This is a genomic window from Paenibacillus sp. GP183 (assembly GCF_900104695.1).
Lineage (GTDB): Bacteria > Bacillota > Bacilli > Paenibacillales > NBRC-103111 > Paenibacillus_AI.
The window spans coordinates 3,462,697-3,481,714 of sequence record NZ_FNSW01000001.1; the positions used below are offsets into that span (position 1 = coordinate 3,462,697).

A 19,018-nucleotide genomic window follows, 5' to 3' on the forward strand; every position below is an offset into this window, starting at 1 on the left:
GAATATTGACAAATCATGCTTTCAGGCATAACATGGTCTGTGTAATTAGCAATCCGCTATAAAATATTCATAAAAATAACGGTGTGGTGATGGACAGCTTATTAAATTAATAAACTTAATTAAGTTAGTATTTTGCAACTGTTCATTTGTTCTACATCATTTATTTTATATGGATCGTAAAATCGAATTGTGAGGAGGCAAAGCAATGAATGTAAGACAAACCATTCTAGACCGTGAAGGACACTCCTTCCCAGGTGCTACCTATACTGAAGTTGTATTAGCTCCTGCCTACGACAATCAGAAGTATGTCTTATTAGACCCAATGATTGCTATTCACAAAGCTCACCTGATCATGTTGGTTGAACAATCATTGCTCACCCGCGAGCAGGCTGCTCACATTATGCGCGCAATCCAAGCGCTCGACTTAACACAAATTCAAGAGACCCCTTACGATGGTAACTTCGAAGATTTGTTCTTTCTTGTGGAAAGCCAAATTATGCAGCAAACCGGAGAAATTGGCGGAAGTTTGCATCTGGCTCGAAGCCGCAATGACATGGGAGTGGCGATGTATCGTCTAACCCTGAGGGAAAAGCTGTTGACTACACTCCGATCCATTTGTACTTTCTTACAGACACTATTGGATACAGCTGATAACCATGTGGATACGGTTATGCTCGGCTATACACATACCCAACAAGCTCAACCTATGACCTTTGCCCATTATTTAACTGCAGTATTCGATTCCGTGAGCCGCGACTTTAAACGTTTTCAAGCTGCTTATGTGACTTGCAATTGCAGTCCTCTCGGTGCTGCTGCCTTAACCACCTCCGGATTCCCTATAAGTCGTTCTCGTGTAGCCGAATTGCTCGGCTTTAACGGTCTGGTCGAGAACTCCTATGATGCCATTGGTGGCGCCGACTACCTTGGTGAAGCTGCCACTACTTTACAATTGTCGTTCCTTGGTTTAGGCCGATTTGTTCAAGATTTACTGCTTTGGTCGACGCAGGAGTTTTCTGCGATCCGTGTGGCCGATCCCTATGTACAAATCAGTTCCATCATGCCGCAAAAGCGGAATCCTGTCTCTCTTGAACATATCCGATCACTGAGCTCCAGCGGAGTTGGTACTTCGACTACCGTCTTACATATGCTGCACAACACACCATTTGGAGACATTGTTGATACCGAAGATGATTTACAACCCCATTTATGGCACAGTCTCAAATTGTCGGAGCAGATTCATCGCCTTTTAGGCGTAGTTGTTGGAACGCTTGAAGTGAATAAAGAAGTATTGCTTGAACGTGCAAGACGCAGTTTTGCAACCATCACCGAGTTAGCTGACACGCTTGTGCGGGAAAAGAACATTCCTTTCCGAAGTGCGCACTCCATTGCCAGCGCAGTGGTCAAGAAGGCCCTTTCTCGTCAATTGGACGCTTCCCAAGTTACCAGTGATCTCGTAGATGAGGTTGCCCAAACCGTCGTTGGACATTCCCTGAACATTTCTTCAGAATTGGTCGCACGTGCTATGGATCCGGTTCATTTTGTTGAAATCCGTACATTACCGGGGGGACCTGCACCCTCCGAGATGCAGAGAGCTCTCGCTGAAAGAAGAAAATCCCTGCAAAACGCTCTCACCTGGCTCGACACCCAGACGGAACATTTGAGAACGTCCAGCAAAAACCTGAACGAAATTACACGGGAATGGAGCCAGTATTGATGAAAAGAGTTCCGGTACTCGCCATTGACGCCGGAGGAACGAGCTGCCGAGCTGCCATCAGCAACATGGATGGACATATCGTCCATTATGCGGAAGGCGGTCCTTGTAACTATCAGAGTGTCGGTGTCAAACAAGCACGTGAAAATCTGACTGGTGTCCTGGATCAGCTTACAAGCGTATCAGGGCAGGGACTTTGGGTCGAACAAGCTGTCATCGGGATTGCTGGACTTGATACGGAGCACGACCAGCTCATCATTGAGAGCTTTGTGAAAGAAGCCTTTCGCCAATCGAATGTTCAAGCGGATACTTTGGTTTTAAACAACGATGGTATGATTACATTGCTTGGCAGTATTGGTGAAGCTCCCGGAATTATCGTTGTCTCCGGTACCGGCTCGATCGTCCTCGGAAAAACAAGCGACGGACGCCAAACGCGTGTCGGGGGTTGGGGACACCGCATCGGTGACGATGGAAGCGGACACGCCATAGGGCAGTCAGCATTAAGGCACATGATCAAAGCCTTCGATGGGTGTGAACCGGTATCCGGGTTACGCGACGCGATCCTGCATGAGCTGCAGCTGCATACGATCCCGGAATTGATGGCGTGGGTTTATTCGGATTCGTACACAGTCGAACGGGTAGCTTCCTTGGCCCCGGTTGTATTCCGGCTCGCACACTCTGGAGATTCCGCTGCATCCGCAATTCTTGAGCGTGCGGGAACCGACTTGGCCAGTGCATGCGCCACGGTCATTGAACGATTGGAGCTTGAGAAAGCGCCGTTTGACATGGTTATTGCAGGCGGCATCCTACAGAAAGATACGCTGGTCATCTATAAAATGATGGATGACCTCACTAAAAAATTTACGAATTTTCATGTCACTCAGTCTTATAATGAACCGATTTACAGTGCCCTGCTTTACGGGTTACGCAGCCTGAATTGTGCCTCAGAGGAAGTAATGGCGAATTGTGCGCAAGAGCTGCTTCAATGGCAGACGCAGATGAAACCCGTGCTCTCGACGGATGCCAATCAATCATAGGAGGTTGGAAAGCAATATGCAGCCCATCGATAAAGTGCATGTAAAGGAAAAATTAAATCAATTCCTGGGCCAGGAGGTTTACCTTCATCTAGAGACAACCACAGGCTCGTATGCCTCCTTGCTGGGAGAGAAGGCCATGTCCGTGTGTGCTTACATACGCAACGGCAAAATCAAATACCATCGTGGTGAAATCACGGGGAATGGTCCGTTTCGCGTCGGACTGAAGATGCAGGATGGATGGGTGTATGCCGAAGGATTAACCGATTACGAGGTCATGGAGGGTGAACAATTGCTGCTTGCCGGACACGATCAAGAGGGTCAACTGGGGATTGCTCTCCAGCTCAGTAACCGCCCTTTTCAAAATTAATGAACCGAGGGGAGTAAATCTCATGACTCAACCTGTATTGGCTGTATTTCCGCATCCGGACGATGAAACGTTCGGTAAAGCCGGTGCTCTTTCGCTGCATGCCCAGGCGGGTGTGCCGATTACGCTAATTTGTGCGACTTCAGGACAAATGGGCCGCCGGATGGGTAACCCGTTTTTTGCGAATCGGGAAACGCTGTCCTTAATCCGCGAGAAGGAACTGCAAGACGCTTGTGACATGATTGGCATCCAGGATATTCGCTTATGGCGAATGCTCGATAAGACTCTGCAGTTCGAAGACCCTGAAGAGCTCGCTGACCGAATCTTTGAAGTGATTCAGGAAATCCGCCCTTTCCGTGTTTATACCTATTATCCCGAACACGGCGTTCATCCTGATCATGATGCACTCGCTGCGGCGACGATCATCGCCATTCAGCGGCTGCCGAAGGAGCAAAGGCCGGAGATCTACGCTTCTGCGTTCTCCAAGAATTGTTTGGAGGTTCTGGGGCCCCCGAACATCATTATGGACGTCTCCAGTGTGCTTGACCGCAAGTTGGCAGCCCTTCGTGCCCATCGTTCGCAGTCGGAAGTGTTTACGAAAAAACTGGATCAAGAGTTTGCCGAGCATCCCGAACGGAAAAATGAAATTTTTGCTTCACAAATGATAGAGAAATATTGGACTTATCAATGGCCGGAGGTGCTTTAATCTACAAAAGCTGCCTTCATCTCAAATGTGATGAAGGCAGCCCATTATCCATACCTCAGACAAGCATCATCAATGACTTACTTTTTTAATAATGGCATCCAATTTACGGTTAATTAGTTTAAGACCTCTTACTACTTTGATTAAGCCTTTCCCTAATTTCTTGTCCTTTACTAATTTGAAATCCATTCTGGCCTGTTTAGCGCGTTTTTTAAATTTATTTTCCATCTGCATGTACTCCTTTCAATCATTTAATGGATACATTTTAATAAATGCACCGAAGCATAAAATGGCTTGGATGAGTACCCTGATTTTTGATAAAAATTCCTTTCACAACAGACTCTTTAATTCTTTTCTGTAAGTTCTGACCTGTTTTTTTGAAGGAAGAGCCATTCTGGCAAGCGTATTCCGGTTATGGCTTTTCAAGGAGCGGATAATGGGATAAGGCACAAGCAGCAGTGTGTACAGGATGTGCAAATCTTCATTGCTTAACGGACGCTTGCGGTCGTAATACTCGATCCAGTGACATATTTCTTTACCTTGCCAGGGGTAATTACGATGCAGCATATGAGAAAAATCCTCCATGCGCACATGCAAGGACGTGTTTTCAAAATCAATCATATGCAGGGTGCCCGACGTATCCAGGACAAGATTAGGATAATTGTAATCCCCATGGACGAATGCCCTGTCGTCTTGCTCCTTGGTGAGCGCCTTTACCATGATCGGATTGTCCAGATGCTTCATTGCCTTATTGCACAGGGAAACAAATCGCTCCATCCCCTGTTGTTCAGCCAACATGTCTCGAGAGGCCGTTATGCGCTTTTGGAGTTTATGAAATTTGATTCTTTCTTCCGCAGTATGCTCTGCTGGGAAGCTTTGGGCAATGGAATGAAATCGGGCAAGTAGACGTATCGCTTTTTTAAAAAGCTTTCTCTCCCCAAAATCGGGATTCTCTCCGATCACCCAGTTGGTCAGCATGTAATGGACTTCGTCTCTTGTTATCCAGGGACATCCGCTAAGTGTAAAATGAATCCTTGGCCCCTGTAAAAAGCCATTTTCTGCTAAATGCAGCATGACTTGGACAATCATGTCTATTTCCGGCTCGGAAATAGCGTAGCTTTTCAAACAAAGAACTCCATGCTCCAGGGTATGAATCTGGAACACGTCACGAACTCTTACCTGCTTCAAAATATGGATGCCAAATTCTTGTTCGAGATCGGCGTCTGTGATCATCATGGCGACGGAGAGCTGCTGTAAGCCCATTGATCCAGCTTCTTGATACAATCCAAGCGGTCATTCCACGACCCTTTTAATATATCAAACCCCCTCGTCTTCCTCCCATATGCCAAATTTCTGGCTTCATTCCAGGCTTCACGCGGAAAACGAAATAAGGCACTGATCAGCAAACGTTCACCCGGGCTTAAGCGCTTTATTTTTTCATAACCCTGCAATAGCGCTTCTAAAAGCTCCGGCTTATAGCCGGCTGTATTGGAAAGAGTTTTGGCTATTTCATAATAGGCGGAGCCTTTCCTTAAACTATCCCAGTCTATCAGAAACAGTTTACTTGAGTGAACCACAATATTGGGGATTGTCACATCTCCATGTATGAGTGCCGGGTGCTTCTTTTCCTCGGACAACACGTGTTGTACCTCCGGCTTTTTGATGATTTCCCAGGCTTCATTGGCCAATCCGATACATTGCTTGCCATGTTCTTTGAACCACCTGGAGGAAGTCGCTTTCATCTTCTTGATAAGCTTAAGCCTGAGCTGAAAGAGTCGGCTTTCAATTTCAAAGCATTTAATTTGTCTTTTGGTAAAAGAAGATACGGAATCATGGCTATCCTTGTATGAGGTGTGAAGATTGGCCAGAGCCTTGCCCAACTTTTCATAATGATTGGGATCTTTTTGCATAGGGTGCCCCTTAACCCATTCCATCATATAATAGGACTTTTTATTGGTATTCACGTAATACCTACCCGACTTGGTAGTCAGAAACCGACCAATATAGGGGTAATGCGATTTCTTCAATTTTTTGATATTCGAAACGAGCTTTGCCTTGCTGAATCTTCTGCCATCCGAGATCCTGTTGGAAAAAGCTTTGATTAAAAATTTCCCTTTATTTGTCGACGCACGATAAACCACGTTTTTCTTGTACATAGAATCAAAGGATTTTATTCGGCGAAGACGCAGTCCATATTGGGTCGTTATGTGCTTAAAAATAGCATAATGGTGACGGTTTTTCACTCTATGCTCCTCCAATCCCATTGCCATGCACAGCCATTGATAAATAGTTTATTCTGTAGTTTTTACAGGGTGTCTGGTGGAATAAAAAAACCACGGGTCCGCGAATAATCCGCAAGATGGCGGAAGATCCGAGCCAGTGGTTTTTCTTTGCAAACCCGTTTATTGATGCATCGAGCCTTGGTAATTCATATTGTTGTTCATGTTGTTGTTCATGTTGTTGTTCATCGATCCGCCGTAACCGGATTGTCCGTAGTATCCATTGTTAAGTCCATTTTGTATGGCGTATTGGGACTCCAGGGAACCGCTCGCCGGCTGGTAGCTTTGAAGGAAATTTTCAGCCGTTCGGCTGTTCAGCGTAGGAACCTGGTACAACCCCTGTTCGTTCATGAAGAGGAATACCTCATAAGCCTGATGGGTGCAAGTAGCTGCACTGTTTAACAGCGTACGACGAAGATTCGGATCGGCACATTCCAGGGTCGCCCATGTGCTATTTCTAGCTCCGTTTTTGTGGCATAACAGCATCGCAATGGCAATTTCGTTATCGCTCAGGTCAGAGTCGGATTGCGGCGCAAACTGCGGAGGATTGAGCAAGCCATACTGAATCCGCTGCTGGCTGATCCCACTGATCATCGTATTGGGAGGAATCGGGTTAAACTGGCCGTTACCGCGTGAAAGAGACACGATTTCATTGTACGACATGATCTCTTCCTGCTGATGGCGCATAATCATGTCCTGCAGCTGAGGGTTTTTGGCTTGTTTGGCATACAGGTTAAAGTGGGTGATTGCATTGATTTTTTCCATTAACACTTCGTGCATTTCCATTGTTTCGTGAGCACCGAAAGACATTGGACTCCTCCTTTGTTTTTTTATTTCCAAAGTTTACTATTCCCATTCTTTTTCCAAATATGCACAAATTCCTCTCAGCTGGCTTGCCTCCATTTTATGTACAAAAGGAATTTTCCAACATTTACTGGTAATCAGGTTATATCATTTTCTGCTAGAATAAATATGAAACAAAACTAACATCTGGGAGGTATTCAATGAAGAAAGTCATTCTATCAACCCTATTGTCCCTAAGCATCCTATCCAGCGGAGCCGTTACAGCATCAGCTTCAACCACATCATCCAGTACATACAAGGCCACAGACACAGATACATTCTGGACCATTTCTCAAAAATTTAATGTGAATCTGGCAGCTTTGCAAGCAGCCAATCCGAATGTGGATCCACGTAATATCTACAACGGCGTTGTTGTCCAGATTCCTAATGGTTCTTCACAAAAACAGAGCTGGGAAACCAAAGCAGATGCCATCATAGCAACCGGGATGAAGCAGCTTGGAGTGCCTTATGTTTTTGGCGGAAGCACGCCAGGGGTTGCTTTTGATTGCTCGGGGTTTGTTCAATATGCGTTCAATCAATACGGCTTTAATCTTCTGCATTCCTCTGCGTTGCTCAGTCAAATGGGAACACCGGTCAGTAAGAGTGAGCTTCGTAAGGGTGATCTTGTCTTTTTGCAAGGAACCTATACGAGCGGTGTTTCTCATGTAGCCATCTATCTGGGAAATAACAAGGTTCTTCAAGCAGGTACCATGGGAACCAGGGAAGTTAAAATCAGTACCTTTTTCGGTACTCCTTACTATGATACGCATTATTGGGGTGCTCGCCGTCTCATTAATTAAGATAAAAAAAGAGGAGAATGCTGGTCATGACCAGCATTCTCTTCTTTTATGTAATCAAATCTCCCGAGACTCCTTCAAAAGCTTCCTGGCCTCGTTGCGATCCACGACCTGCAGCTTGTTCAAAATCGTAGACACGTTGTTGGCTACGGTTTTCGAGCTGATATGCAAGCGTAAGGCGATTTGCGCGTTCGTTTCCCCTTCGGCGATACGCTCCAGAATCTCCAGCTCCCGCTTGGACAGCTCGGCCAAAGCAGGGTGCTCGGCGGTATCCGCCAGCTTCGGCGCCGAAAAGTAATGCATCATCCGTGCCGCGATATCCGAGCTGAATACAGCTCCGCCGCTGCCCACCATGCGGATGGACTCCAGCAGCTCAACTTCGTCGGCATCCTTCAGCACGTAGCCCTTGGCCCCGACGCGCATGGCGGTAAAGACCGACTGATCGTCGCGGAACATGGTAAGAATTAACACCTCGATATGCGGATGCTTCTCTTTAATCAACCTCGTGGCCTCGATCCCGTTCAGTCCGGGCATGCGAATATCCATCAAGATCAAATCAGGCTGGCATTGTTCCGCCAGCTCCAATGCTTCGTCCCCGGAGGAAGCTTCCCCCACAACCTCCAAATCCTCGGTCGTTCTGAGCAAATTTCGGACTCCTCCGCGAAACAGTGGATGGTCATCCGCGATGATGATTTTCATAGTCAAAATAATCGATCCCCTTCACGGCTATTCTCACCTCATCTATCCTTGCAAGGGCAATACGGCCAAAACCCTTGTGCCCCCGCCTTCAAGTCCCTCTATGGTGCAGTGACCACCCAATTCGGCGGCCCTTTCCCGGATGGAGATAAGGCCAATGCCGCCTTTGCTACCGGAGATCTACAGCATCTGGGCCAATAAATTAAAAACATCTGCAGTGAAATCAGCGGATCGAGCTGCTGATGAAGCCGTGAATGCGTAAAGGATCAATAGAATGTACAAAGAACATGAAGAGTCCAAGCTTCATGTTCTTTTTTTCAGTTGAAGCTTTTTTTCTTGCTGTCCTAAACCAATTGGTGGCCCCAATGGCGTGCGCTGAGAGCGCCTCTATGAATTTTATGGCGGTATATCAACTTTTAAAACAACGTCCAACTTCCGTTCCGACGCGCGTAGCTTTCAGCCTTCACCAAGATGCGGATCGTTACTATGATTATTCCGGCGTTTAGAACCATCAGCGCTAATGCCATATCCCACCAGGCCCCGCTGATACTACCGCCGATCGCTTCCCGCAACAGAAACAAGCTATAAGTCACCGGGAAAAAGAATGAACATACTTTAGCCCAAATTGGGAAGACCGTTATTGGAATACGTACACCCCCGAACAGGCTCATAGGATCTTGGAAGATGTAGTAGATGAAACTGGAATCACGCGAAAATAGACAGATGGAGCACAAGAATACACCCCAAACGAGCGCGGAAATTAACGCCAAAACAAGGGAGAAGGCAAAATATCCCCACAATACTTTGTCAAAATCAGCAACGAACACAAATATAAGAACGGAGAATATAACAAACATCCACATGCCACTTAACAGCGCATATATCGATCTTCCGAATAAAAATGCCATTTTCGAGGCAGGAGTTAACCATACAAGCTCCAGCGTTCCCATTTGCCTCTCTCTTTCGAACGTCCATGCTGATTGCACCACCGTCCAAAACAGTTGGAAAATAAGGAACCCGCTGAGTAAAAACAAGCTGACGTTGCCACCCGGTATAAACTGGCTAATCGCAGAACCTGCGCCATTCCTGTAAGGCTTCATAGCGAAGTAGGCGGAAACAAACATTAATGCGGGCCAAAGCAGCAACGAGAAAAAAACCATACGTCCTTTAAATGAGTCGCTTCGCTGTTTGATTAATTCAGCCCTAAGCGTTTGCCAGAATACGTTCATCCTGTTCCACTCCCTCCGAAAGCCGAATAATCGCATCTTCCAGCGTAGGCTTCTCCGTACTGAGCCCAGTAATGTTCATCCCTCGTTCAACCAACCATGTCAACAGACGTGGAACTAAGAGATCAGCAGAATTCGTTTTGATGATTAAGCGCGTACCCGAACCGTCGTCAGATTGTGGATCAACTGAAATCGCCTCCATGGGTAATCGCATTTCTAACGACATTGCGCTCTGGATCTCTTCTCGCCAGCGTTCTACTTGAATCTGAACGATCTGATCCCCCGACGTTTGACGCACTATATCTTGCGTTGTGCCTGCAAGCATGAGCTGCCCGCGATTAATCACATAGACCCGGTCGCAGAGCTCTTCGACTTCTTGCAAATAGTGGCTCGTCAGCAATATCCCTTTCCCCTTCTTCACAGCTAACTCTTTCACCATTTTCCGCAGGTGCCGGGCAATTGGGGCATCAAGCCCAAGTGTCGGTTCATCCAAAAACAAATATTTGGGATCGTTCATCAACCCGCGAGCGATTTGCAGACGCTGCTTCATTCCCTTTGAATATTTTTCCACCGGTATATCAACTGCATCCGATAAGCCAACTTCCTCAAGCAATGCCTCGCTTCGGCTCATAGTTACGGCTTCCGACAGCCCATACATACGCCCAAAATAGTGCAAATTCTCCCGGCCTGTGAGCCGCCAATACAGCATCCGCTCACCACCGGCAATCATGTTAATTTTACTCTGTATAGCTCGGCGATTTCCCTCGATATCCTCTCCGTCGATCGTGATTGTCCCGCTTGTCGGAGCCAGCAACGTTGACAGCATCTTAATCGTCGTAGTCTTCCCCGCACCATTGAGGCCAAGCAAGCCTACGATCTCTCCGGGATGCAAGTCCAGCGTTAAGCGGTTTACGGCTACCTTGTTCTCCTTCACCTTCTTGAACCAGCCGATCTTCCTCGTTTGCTCGTACACTTTTGTCACATCGTCAACTTTAATCATTTCGCCAGCCCCCTAAGCCATGTGTCGTTCAAATACAAACCGTTCCGCACGCTTGATGCCGATCAGACCAATAGTCGTAAAAATCAGGCAGAGCGTGCATACCATACCTGTCTCTTGAGACCGCTCCCATATTGGAGTTCCAGTCATAAGACTGTCCCGAAGCAGCTGCAGCGCTCCTTTTAACGGAAACAAGTCACCGAACCACTGCAGAGATTGTGGTAAATACTGAGTAGGAAATTGAAATCCGCAAATGAGCAGTAAAATGGAAAAAAGCGTATTTTGCACAATGTAAGTATCTCTTGTACTAAGCATTACAGCTCCTAACACAAGCGCCATTGAAAAACATGCGAATAAGAAGAGCAGTATGGCGAGAAAAGCCGACACCCAGTTCGCTTCAGGTACCTTCATTCCGATCCATAACCCTATGAAGACGACAGGAACAACTTCCAAGCCTACGCGAAATAGCTGCTGAATACCTGTTCCAATCAAATACCCTGTGCGACGAGAGGGGGCCAGCAGCAGTGCTTCCAGTGTCCCTTCCCGCCATTCAGTAATCAGTGCACGAGACACGTTCATCATGACCGATACGGAGATACTATTCAGCAACCCCCCGATCACAGCAAACGTCAAATAATCGCTGCTCCCGGTATATTGAATAAATCGATGATCAATTTGCTTTTGAATTAAAAAATGATAGGCGAAGAACGAAGTCAATACCACGTATAACCCGCTTAGAATATGGCCAAGTGTAAACGACCAGGGGTAAGCCCTCATATTTGCGATTTGATTGCGTATGATCGTCGCTTTGATTGTTTGCCACATGAATATCACCCTCTCATTGTTCTAGGAAATTACGCAAATAGACGATTACCATTTCCATTTCGCTAGACTCCAGCTTATAAAACATGTAATTACCTCTACGCTCTGACGTCACAAACTTCGTCTCCATGAGCTGCTTCAAATGTTTCGACACCGCTGCTTCCGAAATGCCGTGAATATGCGAGAGCTGCTGCGTACAGTGTGGCTGGTGAAACAGTGAACGCACAATTTTCAACCGTGTGCTGTCTGAGAGAGCCTTGAACATCCGTTGCAGATCGATCGGCACTTCCTCGTTTTTACTCACACCCGGCACTTCAACTGCCAGCGGCAGCGAGAGAACACCATCCGATTCAACCAATAAAAGATGAGGATGAACAAAGGTTGACGGCCGAATATCAATTCTTTTAAGTCCTTGATATGGCCAGCGGTACAGCTTCGCCTTCTGGGCATATACCGCATCTTGCTTGAAAAACAAACGCGGATGCAGCTGTTCCATCACTTTTAGGGGTGCTTGACTTAATTGATCGTAAAAATCTCGCTCAGCCCGCACCAACCAAGGCCGAATCTCATACCATTCCTTCTTAAAAACAAGCTCCACATACGCGAGTAAAAAGTCTGTTATCCGCTTGCGTTCCCTAGCTGGATGGAGAAGCGCTTCTCTTTTACGCTCCGATAGAAGTTGCTTCCACTCTTGCTCGTTGCGACCTTGGAGCCAGAGAATTACTTGCCCCAGCGTGTATTCCTGATTAAAGATCAGTACAATGAATTCAGCGTCGGGCAACCGATTAAGAGATCCAATCCATTCCTCGATCGTGTGCTTCCCACCATCATTTAACCTGAAATCCAGCAAAGAAAGCCACTCATTTGTTAGACCTCCAAAATCTTGCAGTTGCTTCAGAAAGTCAGGCGATAGATTTCTCTGCACCTCGCGCGACCATTCTAATCTATATGCGTGATGTTCAGGACGCTGTAAGACATGCAAGCTGCACAGCATCTCGTTGTACTCGGAAATACATACACTCGTTTTTTTCTTTATAAAGTCTTTCACATGCTGAATGCTGGTTCGCCTCCAATTAACCCAATGGTTAATCAAATCTTTAAGATGGTAAAATTATCACTAGTATAGGGAGCAAGTCGGTGTTCGTCAACCCCCCAATATAGAAAAAAGCACTGGAGAAAATTCACTCCAGCGCGATAGTGTTTTCTAACAGCAAAAAACACCTCTTTTAGATGAGAAGTGTTTTTATTTATCAATAGGGTTCTTCAAGCTATCCTGATAAAAATCAAAGATCAGTTGATTCTGGGTACCTTTGACCAAATAGAAGACATCAGAGACTGCCTTATTTCGTTTGCTTAATTCTTTCTGAAGCTTTTCCATGGACAAACCGCTCTTGGCCAAGTTTTCCTGGATGATTTTCCCATCCATAATTAACTCTACAGGAAACGTTAACGCTGAATCCAGGCGCAGCTTCAAATCTTTTTTGGTCACGAATTCGTACTCATCCTTCTTCTTCACGGATACCTTCCCATTATCTTCCAACACCGCGTACTCGACTTCTTCCACATCGAAAATATTTTTCTCCCGGAGCGCCTGATTTAATGAATCCAGGTTGTAGCGAATTTTTCTCATGTTATCCTCAAGAATTTTCCCGCCCTCTATTAAAACAGTGGGGGAACCTGAAATCCACTTGCGCCATTTCCGATTTTTTAATGCAGCTACGGATACCGCATATGAAATAACACCAAAAAACAGTAACGAGAGGATGATGTACCCCATCATGACTTTGACATTGAAGGCCAGGTTGGCGGCAATTCCTCCAAGTGTAATAGCACTGGCGAAATCATTAAAGGTCATATTGGAAACCGTTTGTTTACCAAGGATTCTTGTTACGATGAGGAGTAGAAGAAAAGCTAAAAGGGTTCGTATTAAAATTTCCATATATCCCGGCATATTAGCCACCACCTTATTCAATACAATGATTGACTATTATAGTGGAAGTTATAACATTGCCCCAAGCGATTGAATTAGCTCCCAGGCGCGTATAATCAAGAAACAAAAAAATGGCAAGGTAAGGGATAACCTTAGCCTGCCATTTTTTTGTTTTAATTAAGTTTTTTTAACCATTACATATCCAATGAAAAGAATGAATACAAAAGCGTATTTTATAATCTCAGAAAGCATGGCTGCTAACCTCCTACAAGTCATTTTCATAGGTTAGCAGATGCAGGGTAAAAAGACGCTCAAATATTGTTGTCGATATTTGAAAAGTTTTGGGTCAAACGAGGATTACCAGGGTACCGGCCCGTTATCGTCGAAGAAACCGCCGGTCGGTCCATGCTCATCGAGTGTTGCTAATTTGATGGCAATAGCGGCTCCTTGTTCCGGAGTACGAGGGCCGCTGTAGTTGTTGAAGTCGGTGGCGCAGTGGCCGGGTGCGGCTGCGTTGACTTTTATTGGTGTATTGGCCAGCTCCCTGGCGTAATGCGCGGTGATGCCATTGAGGGCTGTCTTGGAGGTAGAGTACGAAATGTAGGGCTGACCCCTGAACGCGCTCTCGCTTCCGAGTGATCCGCGATTGCTTGAGATATTCACGATTCTGGCTGCGGGTGCCCGGTGCAGCAGCGGAAGCAGCTCGTGGGTCACCGTAATGACACCGAATACGTTCGTCTCGTAGACTTTACGGAATTCGTCGGCAGTAACTTCACTGGTCGTTTTCTGTTTTACAGCAATCCCGGCGTTGTTCACCAGGATATCGAGCTTGCCGAATCGATCAGCGATCTCTTGGGCGGCTGCACTCACCGAGGCCTGATCCGTTACATCCAGCTGCAGAAATAACAATGTGCCTTCACCGGCCAGCTCCGACACAGCCTGAGCTCCGCGTTCCGGATCGCGTGAGCTGAGCAGAACGGTGATCCCAAGCCGCGCCAGCCCGCGGGCTATCTCCTTTCCTATCCCCTTGTTCGCCCCGGTGACCAGTGCTACTTTTCTTTCTTTTCCGCTAAATTCCATGTTACTCCCTCTTTCTTGTCTTGATCTTTTTTGCAAAATCGAACGGAACTATACCAAAATAAACATGAATTTGTTTCTATTTTTTAAACAGCTTATAGCATAAACTAATAACCTGTAAATGATCACATATGAATGGTCTTACTGAAAAAATGAATGATAGCGAATTCATTCGAAGTTTCATAATAAAAAATGACGCAAAAACAACACCCTACCACCGCGGCAGTCGGATGTTGTTCACGCAAATACCTCTATCGATCTAGCTGACTTCCATCTCTAATTCTTCGATTCGTTTCTCCACGTATTTCATGTCTTTTTGAGCATGGTAAGTTTCCGCTTTCTCCACGATGACAGCAGTATTGTATTCGGGAATGCCCGCATAAGTCTCATAGACTCCTTTTGGAATGAGCACGTTACCTTCCGGCCAATAGACCTGCAGGTTTCCACTCCGCGTATCCGCGAATTTAGCCCGCCCATGGAACGTTCCGAACTTATTATAGGCGACGATTGCTTCGCCTTCCGTGATATTTAACTCCTTTGCATCGTTCGGATGAATCAGAATATCATAGCGGTCGGCATTGTTGAACGGGTCCTTGTCGCTGTAAATCATTGAATTAAACTGTTTACCCCGTCTGGTGGTGACATAGAAATGGCCTTCCGGCTTGCGCAGTTCGGGAAGCTCGATCGGAATCAGGCTGCCCCGGCCATCCTGCGTCGGGCATTCTCCGTCTTCGCATAGCCATGCGCCGCCCCACTGGAACACGTCGCCTTTCTCCTTCAATTGTTGGATTCCGTCATAATTCGGGCTGGCTACGGCAATTTCATTGCGGATTTCCTGAGCATCCTTAAATGCGATCAAATGCTTCTGTTCAGGCTTGATTCGGGAAGCCAGATCGACATAGATTTCCCATTCGCTGCGGGCTTCTTCGATTCTCGGCCCCTTGATTTCCGGTGAAAAATAAACCATCCGCTCGGTTGAAGTCGAAGTGCCCCCGCCCGGCTGCTCATAACGTGTCATCGCAGGCAGCACAATCACTTCTTCTCTTGCGTCCACCAGTGTGGAAGTATTTAAAATTATATCCTGATGTACCCGCAGATCCACATTCTCCAAGCATTGTCTCATGAAATCCGGATCCGGCATCGTTTCCAGGAAATTCCCGCCGGATGTATAGAACAGGTTCAGTTTGCGTTCATGGTCATCGGGAAGCATCGCGTTTTCGATGGAAACTCCAACAATGTCGCCCTGCCATTTCGGAATGTCAAACCCCCAAATCATTTCCATCCGTTCCAAATGCTTCGGTCCAAAATCACCGCCCGGGAGAGCAAATGGGTCGGCGCCCATTTCTCCGGAGCCCTGTACGCCCGAATGCCCTCGGATCGGCATGACGCCGCAATACTTGCGTCCGATAAAACCCCGCAGCATCGCCAGATTGGCCACTTGGGATATATTATCGGTCCCAAAGCGGTGCTGGGTCAGTCCCATCGACCATACAAACACCCCGCTTTTGGATTTGGCGAGCAGCTCGGCAAACTCCAGCATCCGCTCCTTGGAGAGGCCAGATGATTGTTCCAGCAGTGCCCAATCCTGCTTTATAACATGCTCATGCAATTCCTCAAAACCATTTGTGTGCAAAGCGACAAAAGTCGAATCAATAGCAGAGCCAGGTTCCTTCTCTTCCATCTCGAACCAGTGTTTCATCACGCCGTTCATGAAGGCGATATCTCCGCCGATGTTGACTTGGTAGACATCGTCTACAATCTTTGTACCGAACAGGGCGCTCTCTGGAATAGAGGGAATCCAGTAATTCTCCATAGCCGGCTCGCGATAGGGGTTAATCATGATGATTTTCGTACCCTTCCGCTTGGCCGCATACATGTATTTCGTTGAAACGGGCTGATTGTTTGCAGCCACTGAACCCCAGAAAACGATCACATCGGTACCGATCCAGTCCTGATAGTTACAGCTGGAAGACCCTATTCCAAGCGAACGCTTCAATGCCGTCTTACTCGGCGAATGACAGATCCGGGAAGCGTTGTCGATGTTGTTTGTTCCGAGAAAACGAGCCATTTTGGCCGCGACATAATACACTTCATTGGTAATTCCCCGTGCGGTCAAGAAGAAGGCCAGCTGTTTCGGATCCATGGCCTTAATCTTTCCGGCAATCCGGTCCAGCGCTTCATCCCAGGAAATCCTCGTGAAGGTGCTCTCCCCTTTTCCGCGGCGCAGCGGGTAGGGGATGCGGCCCAATTTGCGCAGCTCCGAGCTGCTGAGCTTGCGCAGCTCGGAAATATCCTGGTGCAGCACCTCTGGTTTGATGGCCGGCGCCGTATTTAAACGAAGCACATTGAGTCTAGTCGTACATAGGTGAGGCCCAGCCAATGTTTGATCGTAAAGACCGGATACCCCCAAGGCGCAGCCGTCACAAACACCCTGTGTCAGAATACGGGCCGCATACGGCAGATTATCCCGGTTATCCCACGCTACCTTCAATGTGTCGCGAATATGCTTTGGCTTGATTTTGCCCAGTCCGAAAGGTACCGGGCTCACCCATAGTTTTGGTTCTGGAAAGCTCGGAAGTTTGATAGGTCCTTGATGTTTGATCTTCCCCATTTGATTACACCTCTATTAAGCATATTATGATGAAAAAAAAATTTTTAACAAAAAAAACCGCTCACAGCTCTCATATCCCATAGAAAATGAAAGCTGCGGCGGTTAGTCTTAAGCAGGATCGCTGCCAAGTGCCAACCTCTTATGAGCATGCCAGCGAGAACAGGAACAGGTGCGCTGTTACCATTCACGAATTTCCTTTGCCGAATTTCTCTTCCAGGTTTTCTTCGAATACAAAGATGGACATACCGAAATCCTTCTCAATATCGATATCGACGAACAGCTCCACAAACTTCGTCCCGAGAAGCTCTTCCATCTCTATAGGATGGTTTTTCCTGTATATCTCTTTAACCATTTCCGTGCGGGCCGCCCGGAGCATTTGCTTACCTTCGTCTGCTGTTGCGATAAATTTCTCAACCGGGGACAGGTTCCCTTCCATTTCACAGATGGCCCAATTTTTGCAAAATGTAGTGCGCACCTGGCTGGGTCCCTTACCCATATGGCGCTTGCGAAAAGCCCGAACTAAATTGCTGAATTCTGCTTCATGCTTATTCACGTTACGAGACCTTGGCCGGTTTTGTCGATGGGACGGACTGTTCCTTCAATTTACGGATGTCTCTGCGAATCAGCAGAGAAACAATCAGCGCAATCACAAACAAACCGGCAAAAAAGTTCAAGCTGTTCGCATAGCTTCCCGTCGTATCTTTGATCCATGCAGCGAATAAAGGACCAGCCAAGCCGGCTGCTGACCAAGCGGTTAAAATATACCCGTGAATGGCCCCCAGCTGCTTGGTGCCGAATAAATCACCGATATAAGCAGGGATCGAGGCAAAGCCTCCGCCATAGCAGGTGTAAATGATGGCCAGCATGATTTGGAACATGATGTGCGTCGATGTATGCGGCAGCAAGGCAAACAAGATAATCTGTATCACAAAAAACGTCGTGTACGTATTGGGACGACCGATATAGTCTGATATGCTGGCCCATCCGATTCGTCCAAAGCCGTTAAAGAGACCCAGCACCCCGACTAATGCGGCTGCTTCCGCCGTGCTTAGCCCGATGCTTTCCTGGGCGAGCGGCTTTGCCGCGGAAAGGATAGCAATTCCGCACGTAACGTTAATGAAAAGCATGATCCAGAGGTAATAGAAACGGGATGTCTTGATCGCTTCATTCGCCGTAAGCTGTGAGAGATCCTTCGTTACATGCGATTTCCCAGTCTTAATCTTCTCTTGGAATCCTTCCGGTACCCAATCCAGAGGCGGCTTTTCAAGGTACAGTGATGAAATCGCCATAACGAGGAAATAGGCGGCACCTAATATGTAGAAGGTATTCGCCACTCCCACCGATTTGATTAATGAATCCATGATCGGACTGCTGATGGCGGCCGCAAAGCCGAATCCCATAATCGCCAGACCAGTAGCCAGCCCGCGGCGATCCGGAAACCACTTGACCAGAGTAGACACGGGCGCAATATAACCAACACCCAAGCCAATTCCCCCTAGTACCCCATAAAACAGATACAACAAATTTAGCGATCCCATATTCACTGCAAACCCGGAGCCAAATATCCCGATGCCGAAAAAGATCGATGCAAACAGACCTGCCCTCCGTGGACCATACTTTTCCACAAAATGACCCAGGAAAGCAGCTGACAACCCTAAAAACAGAATGGCCAAACTAAACGTAAGCTGCACCTGGCTTGATGACCAGCCAAACTTCTTGATCAACGGATTGGTAAAGTTGCTCCAGGCATAAACGGATCCGATTGAAATGTGGATACCAACTCCGGACAATGCAATCAGCCAACGATTTTTAACTCTCTTCACCTTTTCTTTTCCCTTCTTCCCTTCATGATGATTGAACAAATAAAAAGCGTCACAATCCTGCCCAAATAAAAAGCTTGGACAGAATCTGTGACGCTAGTATAA

At 46.9% G+C, this 19,018-nt stretch carries 19 protein-coding genes; 5 read left to right on the plus strand and 14 right to left on the minus strand.

Features of this window, described 5'->3' with window-relative positions; translation table 11 throughout:
• The first annotated feature begins 205 nt into the window (after nt 1-205).
• From argH to bshB2, 4 genes are read left to right on the plus strand one after another with little or no spacing between them, the layout of a single operon-like run.
• Nucleotides 206-1,714 (plus strand): argininosuccinate lyase, encoded by a 1,509-nt coding sequence (gene argH, locus BLV33_RS17090; protein ID WP_090794283.1) that lies wholly within the window; start codon nt 206-208, stop codon nt 1,712-1,714.
• Nucleotides 1,714-2,748 (plus strand): N-acetylglucosamine kinase, encoded by a 1,035-nt coding sequence (locus BLV33_RS17095; RefSeq protein ID WP_171909187.1) that lies wholly within the window; start codon nt 1,714-1,716, stop codon nt 2,746-2,748. The genes argH and BLV33_RS17095 overlap by 1 nt, the downstream gene beginning before the upstream one ends.
• Before the next feature lie 16 nt (nt 2,749-2,764).
• Nucleotides 2,765-3,115, plus strand: a complete 351-nt coding sequence (locus BLV33_RS17100; RefSeq protein WP_090794287.1) for a YojF family protein — start codon at nt 2,765-2,767, stop codon at nt 3,113-3,115.
• Between the two features lie 22 nt (nt 3,116-3,137).
• A complete protein-coding gene (bshB2, locus tag BLV33_RS17105) occupies nt 3,138-3,818 on the plus strand; it encodes a bacillithiol biosynthesis deacetylase BshB2 (protein WP_090794290.1) in 681 nt (226 codons plus the stop codon).
• Nucleotides 3,819-3,887: 69 nt separating this feature from the next.
• Here the strand turns inward: bshB2 and BLV33_RS29380 are convergent, their stop codons facing one another.
• The 4 genes from BLV33_RS29380 to BLV33_RS17120 form a co-directional block, all read right to left on the minus strand.
• Nucleotides 3,888-4,043, minus strand: a complete 156-nt coding sequence (locus BLV33_RS29380) for a hypothetical protein (protein ID WP_171909188.1) — start codon at nt 4,041-4,043, stop codon at nt 3,888-3,890.
• A 102-nt stretch (nt 4,044-4,145) separates the two neighbouring features.
• Complete coding sequence (locus tag BLV33_RS17110; protein ID WP_090794293.1) at nt 4,146-5,078, minus strand: phosphotransferase; 933 nt, start codon at nt 5,076-5,078, stop codon at nt 4,146-4,148.
• On the minus strand, nt 5,048-6,058 hold the full coding sequence (locus BLV33_RS17115) for a phosphotransferase (protein WP_090794297.1): 1,011 nt from the start codon (nt 6,056-6,058) through the stop codon (nt 5,048-5,050). Before BLV33_RS17115 ends, BLV33_RS17110 begins: the two co-directional genes overlap by 31 nt.
• A 159-nt stretch (nt 6,059-6,217) precedes the next feature.
• A complete protein-coding gene (locus BLV33_RS17120; protein ID WP_090794299.1) occupies nt 6,218-6,904 on the minus strand; it encodes a spore coat protein in 687 nt (228 codons plus the stop codon).
• Nucleotides 6,905-7,098: 194 nt separating this feature from the next.
• On the opposite strand from BLV33_RS17120, the gene BLV33_RS30475 reads away from it, so the two are divergent.
• Nucleotides 7,099-7,737 (plus strand): C40 family peptidase, encoded by a 639-nt coding sequence (locus tag BLV33_RS30475; protein WP_090794302.1) that lies wholly within the window; start codon nt 7,099-7,101, stop codon nt 7,735-7,737.
• A gap of 54 nt (nt 7,738-7,791) precedes the next feature.
• Here the strand turns inward: BLV33_RS30475 and BLV33_RS17130 are convergent, their stop codons facing one another.
• The 10 genes from BLV33_RS17130 to BLV33_RS17175 form a co-directional block, all read right to left on the minus strand.
• Complete coding sequence (locus BLV33_RS17130) at nt 7,792-8,433, minus strand: response regulator transcription factor (RefSeq protein WP_090799007.1); 642 nt, start codon at nt 8,431-8,433, stop codon at nt 7,792-7,794.
• A 413-nt stretch (nt 8,434-8,846) separates the two neighbouring features.
• Nucleotides 8,847-9,659: an ABC transporter permease gene (locus BLV33_RS17135; protein WP_171909189.1), complete on the minus strand. Its 813-nt coding sequence runs from the start codon at nt 9,657-9,659 to the stop codon at nt 8,847-8,849.
• Nucleotides 9,634-10,656, minus strand: a complete 1,023-nt coding sequence (locus BLV33_RS17140; RefSeq protein WP_090794307.1) for an ABC transporter ATP-binding protein — start codon at nt 10,654-10,656, stop codon at nt 9,634-9,636. Before BLV33_RS17140 ends, BLV33_RS17135 begins: the two co-directional genes overlap by 26 nt.
• A 12-nt stretch (nt 10,657-10,668) precedes the next feature.
• Nucleotides 10,669-11,478: an ABC transporter permease gene (locus tag BLV33_RS17145; protein WP_090794310.1), complete on the minus strand. Its 810-nt coding sequence runs from the start codon at nt 11,476-11,478 to the stop codon at nt 10,669-10,671.
• 13 nt (nt 11,479-11,491) lie between these two features.
• Nucleotides 11,492-12,523: an ArsR/SmtB family transcription factor gene (locus BLV33_RS17150; protein ID WP_090794313.1), complete on the minus strand. Its 1,032-nt coding sequence runs from the start codon at nt 12,521-12,523 to the stop codon at nt 11,492-11,494.
• Nucleotides 12,524-12,718: 195 nt separating this feature from the next.
• Entirely contained in the window at nt 12,719-13,426 is a 708-nt protein-coding gene (locus tag BLV33_RS17155; protein WP_090794315.1) for a DUF421 domain-containing protein, read from the minus strand.
• 336 nt (nt 13,427-13,762) lie between these two features.
• Nucleotides 13,763-14,485 (minus strand): SDR family oxidoreductase, encoded by a 723-nt coding sequence (locus BLV33_RS17160; protein WP_090794317.1) that lies wholly within the window; start codon nt 14,483-14,485, stop codon nt 13,763-13,765.
• 256 nt (nt 14,486-14,741) lie between these two features.
• A complete protein-coding gene (locus BLV33_RS17165; RefSeq protein ID WP_090794320.1) occupies nt 14,742-17,093 on the minus strand; it encodes an FdhF/YdeP family oxidoreductase in 2,352 nt (783 codons plus the stop codon).
• A 184-nt stretch (nt 17,094-17,277) separates the two neighbouring features.
• Complete coding sequence (locus BLV33_RS17170; protein ID WP_090794326.1) at nt 17,278-17,646, minus strand: Na-translocating system protein MpsC family protein; 369 nt, start codon at nt 17,644-17,646, stop codon at nt 17,278-17,280.
• Between the two features lies 1 nt (nt 17,647).
• Nucleotides 17,648-18,916, minus strand: a complete 1,269-nt coding sequence (locus tag BLV33_RS17175) for an L-lactate MFS transporter (RefSeq protein WP_090799008.1) — start codon at nt 18,914-18,916, stop codon at nt 17,648-17,650.
• Nucleotides 18,917-19,018 lie beyond the last annotated feature (102 nt).